Genomic DNA, 16,228 nt, shown 5'->3' with positions numbered 1-16,228 from the left:
AGTTTGCAGGCCTTCTTGTGATCTCCCATAGGGGAAATCACAAGAAGGCATTAGTTGCTGTTTTTAAATGACTTCGAATACGGCGAGAAGCCCAAAGAATACAAACATGAAGCCTGAAATTCGCTGGTATTTATACAGTGTCAGCAGCGTGCGTTTAAAATCTGGTGGAAAATTTATTATATCGGTTGCACTCAATTTTCCTTGGTAAATGTAGACTTCCGGGCGTTTCAGGAAACCAAAAATTTCTCCCATCATGTAGATCCGCCCATGTATCCCGCCATGCCATAGCATGATGAGGCCGCTTAATATTGAGCTGTTCTGAAGGCTGCTGATAATTAGCTCTATTTTTGTTTTTGCGATATATAGCGATATGCAGTTTATTATTATGAGTGTGGCGAAATTTATGATGTTTAGAATAATGAATGCTTCTCTTGCAGTTGCATAACTCATCGGATTTTCTCGTAAATCAATTCACCGGCGATTTCGCCGCCTTTTTCGCCCACAGAGCCGAACGTAAAAGATCCGGCTCCCGCAACCAGTACCCCACACAGCACCCCAGCGATACCTGCGGTCGATACCCCGATTGCTACGCAAATGGTGGAGGCCGCGCTTGCACCCACAGCAGAACCGACAGCTCCACCCAGAAAACTTCCGGCTTCAGTGTATTTCACCTTTTTGCATGCCTCGGCACTGCCGTTCGTACAGACATCTTGAACCTTCATTGCCGAGGCTCCGCCACCCACGGCCGTACCAATCCAGCCACCGTATTTGATGTATTGCGAGGCTTTCACTACGCCTTGAATGTGAGTGGAGTACCCGGGCGTCTGGCCGATGCCGCCAGCCTTTCTCCAACGGTGCACCCGGTGAGGATGCTCAATACCTAAAGCGATTTTAAGGTTTGGGTAATCAGGGAGGCCGATGGCTCTCTTGGTCAATCCGGTGAGCTGTCCGTCCAGCCGTTGAAGTAATCCGGCGCGGCGCTTTTTGAATGCCTTTGAATTCAGGCTGCCATTGGCCTTGATCGTGCTGGTATGCAATTCCTCAATATCTTTCAAAGCGGCTTTTATGCCATCCAGATGGTTAGCGGCCATAGCGGTACCAACCCCAATAACTTTCGACCCATCTGAAAGCGTCCGTCTGATGACCTCGTAGTGCTGGGCAAAAAAGTCCGCCTCTTCCACCGTCAACGGCGCCAGCGCCGTGCTGACGATGTGCGCGGTTTCCATCAGCAGTGATTCTTCATAGGTGCATTGCTGATTGTCTGGATCACTCAGAACAATCATCGATCCGGCCTTCACCACGTCCTCCAGTGGATTCAGGCTTTTGAATTTGGCGATGACACTCGGGTTTGGCGACGCAAACAGCTGCGCCTGAAGTTTCTCGGCGGACACGCTTTTGGGCACGATGTAGAACCCTGGCTCTTCGGGCGCCGGCAGCTCCTGCGGCCAATGCTCGCGGGGAGCCATTCGCAAGTCGTTGACCGGACGCGGAGAGGAGGGCGGGGCTGAGTTCGGGCGTGTCACTTTCAGGTTCTGCTGGTGAGCGGCCCGCAGCAGACGTTCCGGATCGGGAGTTGCTGCAGGCTGTGGGAGCATCGACAAGCGTCGTGCCTTCGCCGTGCCGGTGATCGCTCCGTGCCTGTTTTGCTGCAGGATCCGAGACTGGTTCAGCAGGTTGTGTTGTTCCTGCACAAGCGCAAGGATTCCCTGCTCCGGAGTCAGGCGTCCGGCGGCAACCTCATCGGTGATGTGTTTGGCGAAATATGCGACTTGTTGATTGAACTGCACGCGCGCGATGCCGAACGCCAGATGGCGAGCACTGGCGGTCAGCGCCTGGCCGAGCAAGTTGCCTGCGGCATCCTCAACGCCGCAGGGATCATGTGGTCGAGGGTTCAATCCTGGCTGCCCCACGAGGTATGGCCGGTGGTGCCCGCAATGTGGTGTACCCAACTGATGCCGCGGTAACGAATGGCCAGTTGCTCTTGAGGTTGAGCGTCGTTTTGCAGAATGACGTGGGGCACTTCCTGCGAGAGTTCAGCCAGAACGGCCCCATCGAGGGAAATTGAATAAAACTTCTCCTGCTGACCTTGAGGCGAGGTTCGGTAAAGGCTGATTGTGCATTCGAGTTCTTCGCTGTTCGAATGCGCCTGGGCCAGCAAGGGGGAGGATTTGTCGACCGCTTTGGTGATGATGACCGGTTGGTGGACGGCTTTGCCGAGGTTGTTGTCGCGGCGCATTTCATGGCTCAAGGCGAACACCATGATTTCATCGGTATGGGCCTTCTGGTATTTGTTGCCGACCGATTCCGGGGTCGAACACCCGGCTGAAATAAGGCCTTGAGTCTTGCCGGTAATGGTCATGTAGGCAGGGTTCGCCATAGTCAGCACTCCTCGAAAAAGGAGCAGGCAGTCTATGGCGAAGCCTGTTTGGTTTATGTAGGTCCTGGTGTAGGTCGATTCTGAAAATGCTCAGTCGATAAACAGATCCGTCATCAACTTCGCGTCACTCTTCGGCTCAAACCGATAGTGGTCGAATTCGCTCACGCCGCTTTCGCGCAAGATCTCTTCATCAATCAACAACCGCCCGGTAATCCGCCGCCCGCTGCTGCTCAGAATCACATGCGCCGCATCCGCCATGATCGCTGGCGTGCGCGCATGCTTGAACGACTCCCGATTGCCCAGCTGAAACTCGATGGCCGCCGTGGCAATCATGGTCTGCGGCCACAGCGAATTGACGCTGATGCCGTAGTTGGCAAACTCCTCGCTCATCCCGACCGTCAGCATGCTCATGCCGTACTTGGTCACGGTGTAGGGGCTGTACTGGGCGAACCACTTACTGGCCAGATTCAGCGGCGGTGACAGGTTAAGGATGTGCCCGGAGGATTTCTTCAGGTAGGGCAAGGCCGCCTGGCTGCACAGCAACACAGCGCGGGTGTTGATCTGGTGCATCAGGTCGAAACGCTTGAGTTCGATGTGCTGCACACCGGTCAACTTGATCGCCCCGGCGTTGTTCACCAGCGCATCGATCCCGCCAAAATGTTGATTGGCCTGGGCCAGCGCCTGTCGCACCGCCTCCTCATCCCGCACATCCAGTTGCAGCGCCAGGGCCTTGCCGCCGGCCGCTTCGACTTCAGCGGCGACGCTGTGGATGGTGCCGGGCAACTTGGCGTGCGGCTCGGCGCTCTTGGCCGCGATCACGATATTGGCCCCGTCCTGTGCAGCCCGCAGCGCAATCTCGCGCCCGATGCCACGGCTGGCGCCAGTGATGAACAAGGTTTTGCCTTTTAGCGACATGCGCAAGCTCCTGCTTATTGTTATGTGAGCGATGGCTCGACAGACAATGTAGACGATGGAGCTGAAACGGGAGGGGGAGGAGCTGCCTGATCGTTCCCACGCAGAGCGTGGGAACGATCAGGAGAAGGGGGCGGAAGAGATAAATCAGGCCGACATGACTTCGCGGATGTCGCGCGCCAGTTCGCGTACGCGTTCCTCTTCGGTGTCCCACGAGCACATGAAGCGCGCGCCGCCCTTGCCGATGAAGGTGTAGAAGCGCCAGCCGCGCGCGGTCAGGGCGGCGATGGCCGGTTCCGAGAGTTGCAGGAACACGCCGTTGGCCTGGACCGGGAACATCAGTTCCACGCCCGGGATGTCGCTGACCAGTTCAGCCAGCAGTTGCGCGCAGTGGTTGGCGTGGCGGGCGTATTTGAGCCAGGCGTCGTTTCCCAGGATGCCGACCCACGGCGCCGACAGGAAACGCATCTTCGAAGCCAGTTGCCCGGCCTGTTTGCAGCGGTAGTCGAAGTCTTCGGCCAGTTTGTGGTTGAAGAACAGGATCGCCTCACCCACCGCCATGCCGTTTTTCGTGCCGCCGAAGCACAGCACGTCGACGCCGGCCTTCCAGGTCAGATCCGCCGGCGAGCAGCCGAGGAAGGCGCAGGCGTTGGAGAACCGCGCGCCGTCCATGTGCAGGTTCAGGCCCAGTTCCTTGCAGGTGTCGCTGATGGCACGGACTTCTTCCGGGGTGTAGACACTGCCGACCTCGGTGGCCTGGGTCAGCGTCACCACGCGCGGTTTCGGGTAGTGGATGTCCTGGCGCTTGAGGGCGACTTCGCGGATCGAGGCCGGGGTGATCTTGCCGTTTTCGGTGCCGGCGATCAGCAGTTTCGAGCCGTTGGAGAAGAATTCCGGCGCGCCGCATTCGTCGGTTTCGACGTGGGCGGTTTCCGAGCAGATCACGCTGTGGTAACTCTGGCACAGCGACGACAGCGCCAGCGAGTTGGCGGCGGTGCCGTTGAAGGCGAAGAACACTTCGCAGTCGGTCTCGAACAGCTTACGGAAATCATCCGAGGCGCGGGCTGTCCATTCATCGTCGCCATAGGCGCGCTGGTGGCCGTGGTTGGCCTGTTCCATGGCAGCCCAGGCTTCAGGGCAGATACCGGAGTAGTTGTCGCTGGCGAATTGTTGGCTCTTGTCGGTCATGGCCGGCTTCCGTGATCGGTGCGCTTGTGGCGCTCCGTTGGTCAATGAGGGTGCGCACTTTACCGAAGATCATCCGGGGAGCACACGGGATGTCGCTGTCAGAACTTTACAAGGATGCGAGCCGATTATGCACCTGAGCCAGCGTGACGGCGCACTCGATCTGCTCAAGTGGCTGGCGCTGCTGAGCATGCTGCTCGATCACCTGCAATATGTCGGGATCAGCGCCGATTGGCTGTATGTGCCGGGGCGGCTGGCGTTCCCGTGGTTCTGCGTGGCGATGGCGGCGAACCTGGCCCGAGACGGCGCGCGCAAGACCGAATGGCGCTATCTGGGCTGGTTGCTGCTGTTCAGCCTGCTCAGCGAGATTCCCTACCGTTTGTACATTCCGGAGCCCGACACCCTGAACGTGATGCCCACCCTGGCGCTGGGCCTGCTGGTGGCGCGGGGCTGGCAGGATCGAGCGCTGATTTCGCGATTGCTGGCCGTCGGCGCGTTGCTGTTGGCGGCGATGTTCCCGGAGCGACTGATGTTCGGTCTGTTCGGCGTCCTGCTGCCATTGGCGATGTTGCTGGTGTTTCGCAAACCCTGGTATTTCAGCCTGCTGCCGGGGCTGGTGTGTCTGGCGGCGAATCAGTGGCAGGTGCTCTTCGAATCTGCGCAGTTCGGCAACTTGGTCGCCATCGGCGGCATTGCGACCTGCCTGATGGCGCCTTTGCTCGGAATGTTCCTGCTGCGACACGCCATTTACCTCCACGCGCCACCCATGCGGCGCTGGGCGTATGCGCTCTATCCCGCGCATTTCGTGGTTCTTCTGGCCTTGCGCCAGCTACTTGTTTGAGTCCGTCGCCGCCGCCATGTCGTAAACGCACCTTTGCGTGGCGTCCGTAGGCATTTGACCTCCCTGCGCCGGCCATACCATCGCATCAAAGGGCACTGGCTGAGCGCCGTGCCTTACCGAGACGAATGGCGCACAGATGCCGCTGGGAGAGACGCGATGTTCAGCAAGCAAGACCAGATCCAGGGTTACGACGATGCACTGCTGGCGGCGATGAATGCCGAGGAGCAACGTCAGGAAGATCACATCGAGCTGATCGCGTCGGAGAACTACACCAGCAAACGCGTCATGCAAGCGCAAGGCAGCGGCCTGACCAACAAATACGCCGAAGGCTATCCGGGCAAGCGCTACTACGGTGGCTGCGAGCACGTCGACAAGGTCGAAGCCCTGGCCATCGAACGCGCCAAGCAACTGTTCGGCGCCGATTACGCCAACGTCCAGCCGCACTCCGGTTCCTCGGCCAACAGCGCCGTGTACCTGGCCCTGCTGCAAGCGGGCGACACCATTCTCGGCATGAGCCTGGCCCACGGCGGTCACCTGACCCACGGCGCCAAGGTCTCGTCCTCGGGCAAGCTGTACAACGCCGTGCAGTACGGCATCGACACCAAAACCGGCCTGATCGATTACGACGAAGTCGAGCGTCTGGCTGTCGAGTGCAAGCCGAAGATGATCGTCGCTGGTTTCTCGGCCTACTCGAAAACCCTCGACTTCCCGCGCTTCCGTCAGATCGCCGACAAGGTTGGCGCGCTGCTGTTCGTCGATATGGCCCACGTCGCCGGTCTGGTGGCTGCCGGTCTGTACCCGAACCCGCTGCCGTACGCCGACGTGGTCACCACCACGACCCACAAGACCCTGCGCGGTCCACGTGGCGGCCTGATCCTGGCCAAGGCCAACGAAGAAATCGAGAAGAAGCTCAACGCGGCGGTATTCCCCGGCGCCCAGGGCGGCCCGCTGATGCACGTTATCGCCGGCAAGGCCGTGTGCTTCAAGGAAGCGCTGGAGCCCGGCTTCAAGGCCTATCAGCAACAAGTGATCGACAACGCCCAGGCGATGGCGAGCGTCTTTATCAAACGTGGCTACGATGTAGTGTCCGGCGGCACCGACAACCACCTGTTCCTGGTCAGCCTGATCCGTCAGGGCCTTACCGGTAAGGACGCCGACGCCGCCCTCGGTCGCGCGCACATCACCGTCAACAAGAACGCCGTACCGAACGACCCGCAGTCGCCGTTCGTCACCTCCGGCCTGCGCATCGGCACCCCGGCGGTGACCACCCGCGGCTTCAAGGTGACCCAGTGCGTGACGCTGGCCGGCTGGATCTGCGACATCCTCGACAACCTCGGCGATGCCGATGTCGAGGCCAACGTCGCCCAGCAGGTTTCGGCCCTGTGCGCTGACTTCCCGGTTTATCGCTGAGCGTTCTGGAGTACATGACTATGCAACGCTATTCGGGCTTCGGCCTCTTCAAACACTCCCTCAGCCACCACGAAAACTGGCAGCGCATGTGGCGCACGCCGACCCCGAAAAAGGTCTACGACGTGGTCATCGTCGGCGGCGGCGGGCACGGTCTGGCGACGGCTTACTATCTGGCCAAAGAGCACGGCATCACCAACGTGGCCGTGGTCGAGAAGGGCTGGCTGGGCGGCGGTAACACCGCGCGCAACACCACCATCGTTCGCTCCAACTACCTGTGGGACGAGTCGGCGCACCTGTACGAACACGCGATGAAACTGTGGGAAGGCCTGTCGCAGGACCTGAACTACAACGTGATGTTCTCCCAGCGTGGCGTCTACAACCTGTGCCACACCCTGCAGGACATCCGTGATTCCGAGCGTCGGGTCAGCGCCAACCGCCTCAACGGCGTCGACGGCGAACTGCTCAACGCCAAGCAGGTCGCGGACGAAATTCCGTACCTCGACTGCTCGAAAAACACCCGCTACCCGGTGATGGGCGCGACCGTTCAGCGTCGCGGCGGCGTGGCCCGTCACGATGCCGTGGCGTGGGGCTTTGCCCGTGCCGCAGACGCCCTCGGTGTGGACCTGATCCAGCAGACCGAAGTGATCGGTTTCCGCAAGGAAAACGGTGTGTGCATCGGCGTTGAAACCAACAAGGGCTTCATCGGCGCCAAGCGCGTCGGCGTGGTCACCGCCGGTAACTCCGGGCACATGGCCAAGCTCGCCGGTTTCCGTCTGCCGATCGAATCCCACCCGCTGCAAGCGCTGGTGTCCGAGCCGATCAAACCGATCATCGACAGCGTGATCATGTCCAACGCCGTGCACGGTTACATCAGCCAGTCCGACAAGGGCGACCTGGTGATCGGCGCCGGTATCGACGGCTACAACGGCTACGGCCAGCGCGGTTCGTACCCGGTGATCGAGCACACCATCCAGGCCATCGTCGAGATGTTCCCGGTGCTGTCGCGAGTGCGCATGAACCGTCAGTGGGGCGGCATCGTCGACACCACGCCGGACGCCTGCCCGATCATTTCGAAAACCCCGGTACCGAACATGTTCTTCAACTGCGGTTGGGGCACCGGTGGCTTCAAGGCGACACCTGGCTCGGGCAACGTGTTTGCCGCAAGCCTGGCCAAGGGTGAAATGCACCCGCTGGCCGCACCTTTCTCCATCGACCGTTTCCACAACGGTGCGTTGATCGACGAACACGGCGCTGCGGCTGTCGCCCACTAACAGGAGAAATCCCCATGTTGCATATCTTCTGTCCTCACTGCGGCGAACTGCGCTCCGAAGAGGAATTCCACGCATCCGGCCAGGCGCACATTCCGCGTCCGCTGGATCCGAACAGCTGCACCGACGAGGAGTGGGGCGACTACATGTTCTTTCGCGACAACCCGCGCGGTCTGCACCACGAGTTGTGGGATCACGTCGCCGGTTGCCGCCAGTACTTCAACGTCACCCGCGACACCGTGACCTACGAGATTCTCGAAACCTACAAGATCGGCACCAAGCCGCAATTCACCGACAAGGCTGACACTGCGAAAACAGCCACGACGGCGCTGGGAGAGAAGGTATGAGCCAGACCAATCGCCTGTCCAACGGTGGACGGATCGACCGCAACAAAGTGCTGAGCTTCACCTTCAATGGCCAGACCTACAAAGGGTTTGAAGGCGACTCGCTGGCCGCCGCCCTGCTGGCCAACGGCGTCGACATCATTGGCCGCAGCTTCAAGTATTCGCGTCCGCGCGGCATCTTCGCCGCCGGCGCCGAAGAGCCGAACGCGGTGTTGCAGATCGGTGCGACCGAAGCCACCCAGATCCCTAACGTGCGCGCCACGCAACAAGCGCTGTACCAAGGCCTGGTCGCCACCAGCACCAACGGCTGGCCGAGCGTCAACAACGACATGATGGGGATTCTCGGCAAGGTCGGCGGCAAGCTGATGCCGCCGGGTTTCTACTACAAAACCTTCATGTACCCGCAATCGTTCTGGATGACTTACGAGAAATACATTCGTAAGGCTGCCGGTCTTGGCCGCTCGCCGACCGAGAACGATCCGGACACCTACGATTACATGAACCAGCACTGCGACGTGCTGATCGTCGGCGCCGGCCCGGCCGGTCTGGCCGCTGCCCTGGCCGCTGCGCGCAGCGGTGCGCGGGTGATCATCGCCGACGAGCAGGAAGAGTTCGGCGGCAGCCTGCTCGATTCCCGTGAAAGCCTCGACGGCAAGCCTGCGATGGAGTGGGTCGCCAGCGTCATCGCTGAGCTGAAGAACACCCCGGACGTGCTGCTGTTGCCGCGCGCCACGGTCAACGGCTACCACGACCACAACTTCCTGACCATTCATGAACGCCTCACCGATCACCTCGGTGACCGCGCGCCGATCGGCCAGGTGCGTCAGCGCATTCACCGCGTCCGCGCCAAGCGTGTGGTGCTGGCGACCGGCGCTCACGAGCGTCCGCTGGTCTACGGCAACAACGACGTGCCAGGCAACATGCTCGCCGGCGCGGTGTCGACTTACGTGCGCCGTTACGGCGTGGCACCGGGCAAAAAGCTGGTGCTGTCGACCAACAACGATCACGCCTATCGGGTGGCGCTGGATTGGCTCGATGCCAGCCTGCAAGTGGTCGCCATCGCCGACGCCCGCAGCAACCCGCGTGGCGCGCTGGTGGAAGAAGCGCGCGCCAAAGGCATTCGCATCCTCACCGGCAGCGCCGTGATCGAGGCCCGTGGCAGCAAGCACGTGACCGCTGCCCGCGTGGCGGCGATCGATGTCAAAGGCCACAAGGTCACCAGCCCGGGCGAATGGCTCGACTGCGACCTGATCGCCAGCTCCGGTGGTTACAGCCCGGTGGTCCACCTGGCGTCGCACCTCGGCGGCAAGCCGATCTGGCGCGAAGATATCCTCGGTTTCGTACCGGGCGAAGCACCGCAGAAACGCGTGTGCGTCGGTGGCATCAACGGCGTCTACGGTCTCGGCGATTCCCTGGCTGACGGTTTTGAAGGCGGCGTGCGCGCTGCGTCCGAAGCCGGCTTCCAGAGCGTCGAAGCGATCCTGCCGAAAGCCCTGAGTCGTCTGGAAGAGCCGACGTTGGCGCTGTTCCAGGTGCCGCACGAGAAAGGTACTTCCCGGGCGCCGAAGCAATTCGTCGACCTGCAGAACGACGTGACCGCCGCCGCCATCGAACTGGCGACCCGCGAAGGTTTCGAGTCGGTCGAGCACGTCAAACGCTACACCGCGCTGGGCTTCGGCACCGATCAGGGCAAGCTCGGCAACGTCAACGGTCTGGCCATCGCCGCCCGTTCGCTGAACGTGACCATCCCGCAGATGGGTACCACGATGTTCCGTCCGAACTACACGCCGGTGACGTTTGGCGCGGTAGCCGGTCGTCACTGCGGGCACATCTTCGAACCGGTGCGTTACACCGCACTGCATCAATGGCACCTGAAAAACGGCGCCGAGTTCGAAGACGTCGGTCAGTGGAAGCGTCCGTGGTACTTCCCGAAAAACGGCGAAGACATGCATGCCGCCGTCAAACGCGAATGCAAGGCTGTGCGCGACAGCGTCGGTCTGCTGGACGCTTCGACCCTGGGCAAGATCGACATCCAGGGCCCGGACGCCCGCGAGTTCCTCAACCGCGTGTACACCAACGCCTGGACCAAGCTCGACGTGGGCAAGGCCCGTTACGGCCTGATGTGCAAGGAAGACGGCATGGTCTTCGACGACGGTGTGACGGCGTGTCTGGCCGACAACCATTTCGTCATGACCACCACCACCGGCGGTGCGGCTCGCGTACTGCAGTGGCTGGAGCTGTACCACCAGACCGAATGGCCGGACCTGAAGGTGTACTTCACCTCCGTCACCGACCACTGGGCGACCATGACCCTGTCCGGCCCGAACAGCCGCAAGCTGCTCAGCGCCGTGACCGACATCGACCTGGCCAATGAAGCGTTTCCGTTCATGACCTGGAAAGAAGGTCTGGTCGGCGGTGTGCCGGCGCGGGTGTTCCGTATCTCGTTCACCGGTGAGCTGTCGTACGAAGTCAACGTCCAGGCCGACTACGCGATGGGCGTGCTGGAAAAAATCGTCGAGGCGGGCAAGCAGTACAACCTGATGCCTTACGGCACCGAGACCATGCACGTCCTGCGGGCCGAGAAAGGCTTCATCATCGTCGGCCAGGACACCGACGGCTCGATGACCCCGGACGACCTGAACATGGGCTGGTGCGTCGGCCGCACCAAACCGTTCTCGTGGATCGGCCAGCGCGGCATGAACCGTGAAGACTGCGTGCGTGACCAGCGTAAGCAACTGGTGGGCCTGAAGCCGATCGATCCGAACGTCTGGCTGCCGGAAGGTGCGCAACTGGTGTTCAACACCAAGCAGTCGATCCCGATGACCATGGTCGGCCACGTGACCTCCAGCTACGCGCACAACTCCCTCGGCTATTCGTTTGCCATGGGCGTGGTGAAGGGCGGTCTCAAGCGCATGGGCGAGCGGGTGTTCGCACCGCTGGCGGATGGCAGCGTGATCGAGGCGGAAATCGTTTCTTCGGTGTTCTTCGATCCGAAAGGCGATCGCCAGAACATCTAATTGATCGCTCCCGCGCCTGGCGCGGGAGCGACACCGAATTCAGGAAGGGTGCTTTATGACCGCAGCCAACGTTTACCAACAACGCCCGACCACCGGGGCCAAGGCCGAGTCGTCGCTGCATCATGCCGACCTCGCCAGCCTGGTCGGCAAGGGCCGCAAGAACGCCGGTGTGACCGTGCGCGAGAAGAAACTCCTCGGTCATCTGACCATCCGTGGTGATGGCCACGATGCCGCGTTCGCTGCCGGTGTGCACAAGGCGCTGGGCATTGAATTGCCGGGTGCCCTGAGCGTGATCGTCAAAGGCGAAACCAGCCTGCAATGGATGGGCCCGGACGAGTGGCTGCTGATCGTGCCGAGCGGTGAAGAGTTCGCTGCCGAGCAGAAACTGCGCGAAGCGCTGGGCGATCTGCACATCGCAATCGTCAACGTCAGCGGCGGCCAGCAGTTGCTCGAACTGAGCGGCCCGAACGTGCGTCAGGTGCTGATGAAATCCACCAGCTACGACGTGCACCCGAACAACTTCCCGGTCGGCAAGGCGGTCGGCACGGTGTTCGCCAAGTCGCAGTTGATGATCCGCCACACCGCCGAAGACACCTGGGAACTGCTGATCCGTCGCAGCTTCTCGGATTACTGGTGGTTGTGGTTGCAGGATGCGTCCGCCGAATACGGCCTTAGCGTTCAGGCCTGATCAGGAGAAAACGATGAGCCGCGCCCCGGATACATGGATTCTGACCGCCGACTGCCCCAGCGTTCTCGGCACCGTGGACGCGGTGACGCGTTTTCTGTTCGAGCAAGGTTGCTACGTGACCGAGCATCACTCGTTCGATGACCGGCTCTCGGGCCGCTTCTTTATTCGGGTGGAGTTCCGTCAGCCCGACGGTTTTGACGAACAGTCCTTCCGCGCCGGCCTCGCCGAGCGTGGTCAGGCGTTCGGCATGATCTTCGAGCTGACTGCGCCGAACTACCGGCCAAAAGTGGTGATCATGGTCTCCAAGGCCGATCACTGCCTCAACGACTTGCTCTATCGCCAGCGCATCGGCCAGTTGTCGATGGACGTGGCGGCGGTGGTGTCCAACCATCCGGACCTCAAGCCGCTGGCCGACTGGCACCAGATTCCCTACTACCATTTCCCCCTCGACCCCAACGACAAACCGGCCCAGGAGCGGCAGGTGTGGCAGGTGATCGAAGAGGCCGGCGCTGAACTGGTGATCCTCGCCCGCTACATGCAGGTGCTGTCGCCGGAACTGTGCCGCAAGCTCGATGGCAAGGCGATCAACATTCACCACTCGCTGCTGCCGGGCTTCAAGGGCGCCAAGCCGTATCACCAGGCCTACAACAAGGGCGTGAAACTGGTAGGCGCCACCGCGCACTACATCAATAACGACCTGGACGAGGGGCCGATCATCGCCCAAGGCGTCGAGGCGGTGGATCACAGTCATTACCCCGAAGACCTGATTGCCAAGGGCCGCGACATCGAAGGCCTGACCCTGGCCCGGGCCGTGGGGTATCACATTGAGCGGAGGGTGTTTTTGAACGCCAATCGCACCGTCGTTCTTTGAGTCACAAGCAACGCAAAACCAACAAGCAATAACCCGAGCACTTAACGCGCTACCTGCCTGGGCGGCGCGGTTCCATAAAAACAACAGCGAGGTGAAAGCATGTCTGGCAATCGTGGTGTGGTGTATCTCGGCGCTGGCAAGGTCGAAGTACAGAAAATCGACTATCCGAAAATGCAGGATCCGCGCGGCAGGAAGATCGAGCACGGTGTCATCCTGCGTGTGGTTTCAACCAACATTTGCGGCTCCGACCAGCACATGGTGCGCGGCCGCACCACCGCTCAGGTCGGTCTGGTGCTGGGACACGAGATCACCGGTGAAGTGATCGAGAAGGGCAGCGACGTCGAAAGCCTGAAAATCGGCGACCTGGTCTCCGTTCCGTTCAACGTGGCTTGCGGGCGCTGCCGTTCCTGCAAGGAGCAACACACCGGCGTCTGCCTGACCGTCAACCCGGCCCGTGCCGGTGGTGCCTACGGTTACGTCGACATGGGCGACTGGACCGGCGGCCAGGCCGAATACGTGCTGGTGCCGTACGCCGACTTCAACCTGCTGAAACTGCCGGACCGCGACAAGGCCATGGAGAAAATCCGTGACCTGACCTGCCTCTCCGACATTCTGCCGACCGGTTACCACGGCGCCGTTACCGCTGGCGTCGGTCCGGGCAGCACCGTTTACATTGCCGGCGCAGGCCCGGTCGGTCTGGCCGCTGCCGCCTCCGCCCGTTTGCTCGGCGCCGCGGTGGTGATCGTCGGCGACGTCAACACCATCCGCCTGGCCCACGCCAAGGCTCAGGGTTTCGAAATCGTCGACCTGTCGAAAGACACCCCGCTGCACGAACAGATCGCCGCGCTGCTGGGCGAGCCTGAAGTGGATTGCGCGGTGGACTGCGTGGGCTTCGAAGCCCGTGGTCATGGTCACGACGGCGTCAAATCCGAAGCCCCGGCCACCGTGCTCAACTCGCTGATGGGCGTGGTGCGCGTAGCCGGCAAGATCGGTATTCCGGGCCTGTACGTGACCGAAGATCCGGGTGCTGTCGATGCCGCCGCGAAAATGGGCAGCCTGAGCATTCGCTTCGGCCTGGGCTGGGCCAAATCCCACAGCTTCCACACCGGCCAGACTCCGGTGATGAAGTACAACCGTCAGCTGATGCAGGCGATCATGTGGGACCGCATCAACATTGCCGAAGTGGTGGGCGTGCAAGTCATCAGCCTCGATCAGGCGCCGGAAGGTTACGGCGAGTTCGATGCCGGCGTGCCGAAGAAGTTTGTGATTGATCCGCATAAGTTGTTCAGCGCGGCGTAAACACTCTCGCAATAAAAAAGCGGCGCTTTTTAGCGCCGTTTTTTTGAAAGATTTCGATAGGCCAGTTTTGTCTGATCGAAGTACGTTGGTCAATCTGACTTACCGCTTATAGGGGCACTTGCTGGCGTCACCGTCGGTGACTGAACATTCATTGTTCTTCCAGTTCGGTCCAGTGCCGGTAACCGGAGCTTCGGGTCTTTGAGCGACAGAGATGCCGAGATCGCCTTCGCCTTCAAACTGGCAAACAACGACTGAGTTGGCGGTGCCTCCGTCTTTGATGCGTGCAGCTGTGAATTTACCGTCTTCGGCGCCGCTGCTAGTGGTGAGAGAGACAGTTGGGCAGTTTTCCGCATAGGCATTGCTCAACAAAGTCAGAAAAACCAAGGTGCCTGTGGCAAGTTTCAGCTTCATCGTTTTTACTCCGTTACAGGATGGAGTAACGATGTTCGCCTCAATTATGCGTATTGCATACTGTCAGTTCTGACAGGTTTTTATTCTTTTTTAGCAATGATTGGGGTCTTTTATATTCGATTTGGCTACAACGCCGCCAACGCTCCTTGATAAAGAACCGGCCCCGTCGGCTGCCCGGTCGGCGATCCACCCTTCGGCTCAAGACTGACTGCCAACGCAATCGGCTTGCCTATCAGCGCCTTCTGCGCGTCGCTCAATTCAACCTTGCCTTTGCCGCCCGCCGGGATCACGCCCAGGGAAATTGGCTTGCCATCAGCCGGAATCGCCCACAGCTCCAGACTGCGCTGAGGATCGACAGCCGCCAATGTCAGCGGTTCGACTTGCAGGTAATCATCATGCGCCTCGACCTTCAGCGCCGGTTGCGCGTCGGCGCTCAGCAGGGTGGCGCGGTAGCGGGCATCGTCGTGGGTGTACAGCGAGCCGAGGAACACCAGCACCACGATTGAGGCCAGTGCCGCCGTCACCCGCAGCCAGTTCCAGAACGGACGCTTCTCGGGCACATGCAGTACTTTCGGTTCGATCCGCGCGGTAACGCCATGCCACACGCGCTCCGGCACCGGAACCTCCGGCAACGTTTCGGTGAGGCTGGCGAGGCTTTCCTGCAACACTTCCTCGGCCAGATCCGGGCGCCCCATGAATCGCAAGGCAACACCGTGCAAGCGCGGGCCAATGCTGCGGTACAGCGTTTCGAAGGCACGGCGGTCGCCCAGTGAGCACTGGGCCAGCAGTTGCCGGAGCAGATCGGTGTCGGCGAGGGGAATGACAAGTCTCCAGACAGCGCAGGCGCTGGTTTCGGGTAGTTCACAGGCTCGTTCAGCTACAGCGCTCGTGCCATTCATCATGGGGTATCCGGGGTTTCACGTTTCATATACGCGGCCGGGTTCAGAATGGATGCGCTACGCTCGGAACATGCCGGCGGATACTCGGTCAAACCGGCAGTTTTCCCCTTCGTCGACGAAGGGTTTCATGCCACAAGAGGATGTCTGAATGAAGATTTCACGCGGTTTTGCCCTGGCATCGCTCCTGACCCTGGCGGCAGGGCCGGTGTTTGCCGGTTTCAGTTTGAATGACGTGGCCGGTGCGGTATCGGGCATGCAGGGCGGGGACAAGGCCGCCGCCGCGGCACCGACCTCGGAAACCGCCGGTCTGTTAAGTGCCTTGAGCGCGCTGAACGTCACGCCGCAGCAAGCGGTCGGCGGCACCAGTGCGATGTTGGGACTGGCGAAGAACCAGCTGAGCAACACGGACTATTCCGAGCTGGCCAAGGAAGTGCCGGGCATCGACAAGCTGTCGGGCGGCGCTGGCAATCTGGCGGCGCTGAGCGGCTTGCTCGGCTCTTCGGGCAAGTCCGCCGGGCTGGAGAATGCGCTGGGCAACGTCAAGGACACCAATGACCTGAACAACGCCTTTGGTGCGTTGGGCATGGACAGCGGGATGGTCGGCCAGTTTGCCCCGATCCTCCTGCAATACCTCGGTCAGCAGGGTGTCGGCGGTTCGTTGCTGCAAAGCCTGGGCAGCATCTGGGGCACCGGCACCAACGGTTGA

The 16,228-nt window shown here is 60.9% G+C and carries 16 protein-coding genes; 9 read left to right on the top strand and 7 right to left on the bottom strand.

Translation table 11 applies throughout. The features are described from left to right. Nucleotides 1-63: 63 nt before the first annotated feature. The 5 genes from JKA62_RS11580 to JKA62_RS11560 form a co-directional block, all read right to left on the bottom strand. Nucleotides 64-450: a hypothetical protein gene (locus JKA62_RS11580; RefSeq protein WP_064380244.1), complete on the bottom strand. Its 387-nt coding sequence runs from the start codon at nt 448-450 to the stop codon at nt 64-66. Further along, the gene (locus JKA62_RS11575; RefSeq protein ID WP_236676513.1) at nt 447-1,844 is read right to left on the bottom strand and encodes a hypothetical protein; all 1,398 of its coding nucleotides are present in this window, start codon (nt 1,842-1,844) and stop codon (nt 447-449) included. Before JKA62_RS11575 ends, JKA62_RS11580 begins: the two co-directional genes overlap by 4 nt. Nucleotides 1,845-1,891: 47 nt before the next feature. Next, a complete protein-coding gene (locus JKA62_RS11570) occupies nt 1,892-2,377 on the bottom strand; it encodes an Hcp family type VI secretion system effector (RefSeq protein ID WP_011336278.1) in 486 nt (161 codons plus the stop codon). 90 nt (nt 2,378-2,467) lie between these two features. After that, nucleotides 2,468-3,292 carry an SDR family oxidoreductase gene (locus JKA62_RS11565; RefSeq protein ID WP_129972201.1) on the bottom strand — a complete coding sequence of 275 codons (825 nt, stop codon included), beginning with the start codon at nt 3,290-3,292 and terminating at the stop codon, nt 2,468-2,470. 144 nt (nt 3,293-3,436) lie between these two features. Then, nucleotides 3,437-4,477, bottom strand: coding sequence for a threonine aldolase family protein (locus JKA62_RS11560; protein ID WP_201817863.1), 1,041 nt, complete (start codon nt 4,475-4,477; stop codon nt 3,437-3,439). A gap of 127 nt (nt 4,478-4,604) precedes the next feature. Here JKA62_RS11560 and JKA62_RS11555 point away from each other — a divergent pair, with 127 nt between their 5' ends. The 8 genes from JKA62_RS11555 (at nt 4,605) to fdhA (ending at nt 14,212) form a co-directional block, all read left to right on the top strand. Then, complete coding sequence (locus JKA62_RS11555; RefSeq protein WP_011336275.1) at nt 4,605-5,315, top strand: TraX family protein; 711 nt, start codon at nt 4,605-4,607, stop codon at nt 5,313-5,315. Nucleotides 5,316-5,471: 156 nt separating this feature from the next. Continuing rightward, a complete protein-coding gene (glyA, locus tag JKA62_RS11550) occupies nt 5,472-6,725 on the top strand; it encodes a serine hydroxymethyltransferase (protein ID WP_011336274.1) in 1,254 nt (417 codons plus the stop codon). A 20-nt stretch (nt 6,726-6,745) separates the two neighbouring features. Next, on the top strand, nt 6,746-7,996 hold the full coding sequence (locus JKA62_RS11545; protein ID WP_003206307.1) for a sarcosine oxidase subunit beta: 1,251 nt from the start codon (nt 6,746-6,748) through the stop codon (nt 7,994-7,996). A 14-nt stretch (nt 7,997-8,010) separates the two neighbouring features. Next, nucleotides 8,011-8,340 (top strand): sarcosine oxidase subunit delta, encoded by a 330-nt coding sequence (locus JKA62_RS11540; protein WP_011336273.1) that lies wholly within the window; start codon nt 8,011-8,013, stop codon nt 8,338-8,340. Continuing rightward, nucleotides 8,337-11,354 carry a sarcosine oxidase subunit alpha gene (locus tag JKA62_RS11535; protein WP_201817860.1) on the top strand — a complete coding sequence of 1,006 codons (3,018 nt, stop codon included), beginning with the start codon at nt 8,337-8,339 and terminating at the stop codon, nt 11,352-11,354. Before JKA62_RS11540 ends, JKA62_RS11535 begins: the two co-directional genes overlap by 4 nt. A 55-nt stretch (nt 11,355-11,409) precedes the next feature. Next, a complete protein-coding gene (locus JKA62_RS11530; protein ID WP_064380256.1) occupies nt 11,410-12,042 on the top strand; it encodes a sarcosine oxidase subunit gamma in 633 nt (210 codons plus the stop codon). Between the two features lie 13 nt (nt 12,043-12,055). After that, a complete protein-coding gene (gene purU, locus JKA62_RS11525) occupies nt 12,056-12,913 on the top strand; it encodes a formyltetrahydrofolate deformylase (RefSeq protein WP_007959808.1) in 858 nt (285 codons plus the stop codon). A 99-nt stretch (nt 12,914-13,012) separates the two neighbouring features. Beyond that, nucleotides 13,013-14,212, top strand: a complete 1,200-nt coding sequence (fdhA, locus tag JKA62_RS11520; RefSeq protein ID WP_011336270.1) for a formaldehyde dehydrogenase, glutathione-independent — start codon at nt 13,013-13,015, stop codon at nt 14,210-14,212. A gap of 99 nt (nt 14,213-14,311) precedes the next feature. Here the strand turns inward: fdhA and JKA62_RS11515 are convergent, their stop codons facing one another. Both JKA62_RS11515 and JKA62_RS11510 read right to left on the bottom strand, forming a co-directional pair. After that, nucleotides 14,312-14,623 carry a hypothetical protein gene (locus JKA62_RS11515; protein WP_236676512.1) on the bottom strand — a complete coding sequence of 104 codons (312 nt, stop codon included), beginning with the start codon at nt 14,621-14,623 and terminating at the stop codon, nt 14,312-14,314. 125 nt (nt 14,624-14,748) lie between these two features. Further along, on the bottom strand, nt 14,749-15,522 hold the full coding sequence (locus JKA62_RS11510) for an anti-sigma factor (RefSeq protein ID WP_236676521.1): 774 nt from the start codon (nt 15,520-15,522) through the stop codon (nt 14,749-14,751). Nucleotides 15,523-15,670: 148 nt separating this feature from the next. Between JKA62_RS11510 and JKA62_RS11505 the strand changes: the two genes are divergently transcribed. After that, nucleotides 15,671-16,228 carry a DUF2780 domain-containing protein gene (locus JKA62_RS11505; RefSeq protein WP_011336267.1) on the top strand — a complete coding sequence of 186 codons (558 nt, stop codon included), beginning with the start codon at nt 15,671-15,673 and terminating at the stop codon, nt 16,226-16,228.

The organism is Pseudomonas sp. B7 (assembly GCF_016735645.1).
In the GTDB taxonomy this organism is placed as follows: domain Bacteria; phylum Pseudomonadota; class Gammaproteobacteria; order Pseudomonadales; family Pseudomonadaceae; genus Aquipseudomonas; species Aquipseudomonas glycinae.
This window is presented reverse-complemented; position numbering and strand designations above follow the sequence as displayed.

Coding starts and splice junctions, on each gene's coding strand:
- JKA62_RS11580 (WP_064380244.1), bottom strand. CDS start 450: ATGAGTTATGCAACTGCAAGAGAAGCATTCATTATTCTAAACATCATA.
- JKA62_RS11570 (WP_011336278.1), bottom strand. CDS start 2,377: ATGGCGAACCCTGCCTACATGACCATTACCGGCAAGACTCAAGGCCTT.
- JKA62_RS11565 (WP_129972201.1), bottom strand. CDS start 3,292: ATGTCGCTAAAAGGCAAAACCTTGTTCATCACTGGCGCCAGCCGTGGC.
- JKA62_RS11560 (WP_201817863.1), bottom strand. CDS start 4,477: ATGACCGACAAGAGCCAACAATTCGCCAGCGACAACTACTCCGGTATC.
- JKA62_RS11555 (WP_011336275.1), top strand. CDS start 4,605: ATGCACCTGAGCCAGCGTGACGGCGCACTCGATCTGCTCAAGTGGCTG.
- glyA (WP_011336274.1), top strand. CDS start 5,472: ATGTTCAGCAAGCAAGACCAGATCCAGGGTTACGACGATGCACTGCTG.
- JKA62_RS11545 (WP_003206307.1), top strand. CDS start 6,746: ATGCAACGCTATTCGGGCTTCGGCCTCTTCAAACACTCCCTCAGCCAC.
- JKA62_RS11540 (WP_011336273.1), top strand. CDS start 8,011: ATGTTGCATATCTTCTGTCCTCACTGCGGCGAACTGCGCTCCGAAGAG.
- JKA62_RS11535 (WP_201817860.1), top strand. CDS start 8,337: ATGAGCCAGACCAATCGCCTGTCCAACGGTGGACGGATCGACCGCAAC.
- JKA62_RS11530 (WP_064380256.1), top strand. CDS start 11,410: ATGACCGCAGCCAACGTTTACCAACAACGCCCGACCACCGGGGCCAAG.
- purU (WP_007959808.1), top strand. CDS start 12,056: ATGAGCCGCGCCCCGGATACATGGATTCTGACCGCCGACTGCCCCAGC.
- fdhA (WP_011336270.1), top strand. CDS start 13,013: ATGTCTGGCAATCGTGGTGTGGTGTATCTCGGCGCTGGCAAGGTCGAA.
- JKA62_RS11515 (WP_236676512.1), bottom strand. CDS start 14,623: ATGAAGCTGAAACTTGCCACAGGCACCTTGGTTTTTCTGACTTTGTTG.
- JKA62_RS11510 (WP_236676521.1), bottom strand. CDS start 15,522: ATGAATGGCACGAGCGCTGTAGCTGAACGAGCCTGTGAACTACCCGAA.
- JKA62_RS11505 (WP_011336267.1), top strand. CDS start 15,671: ATGAAGATTTCACGCGGTTTTGCCCTGGCATCGCTCCTGACCCTGGCG.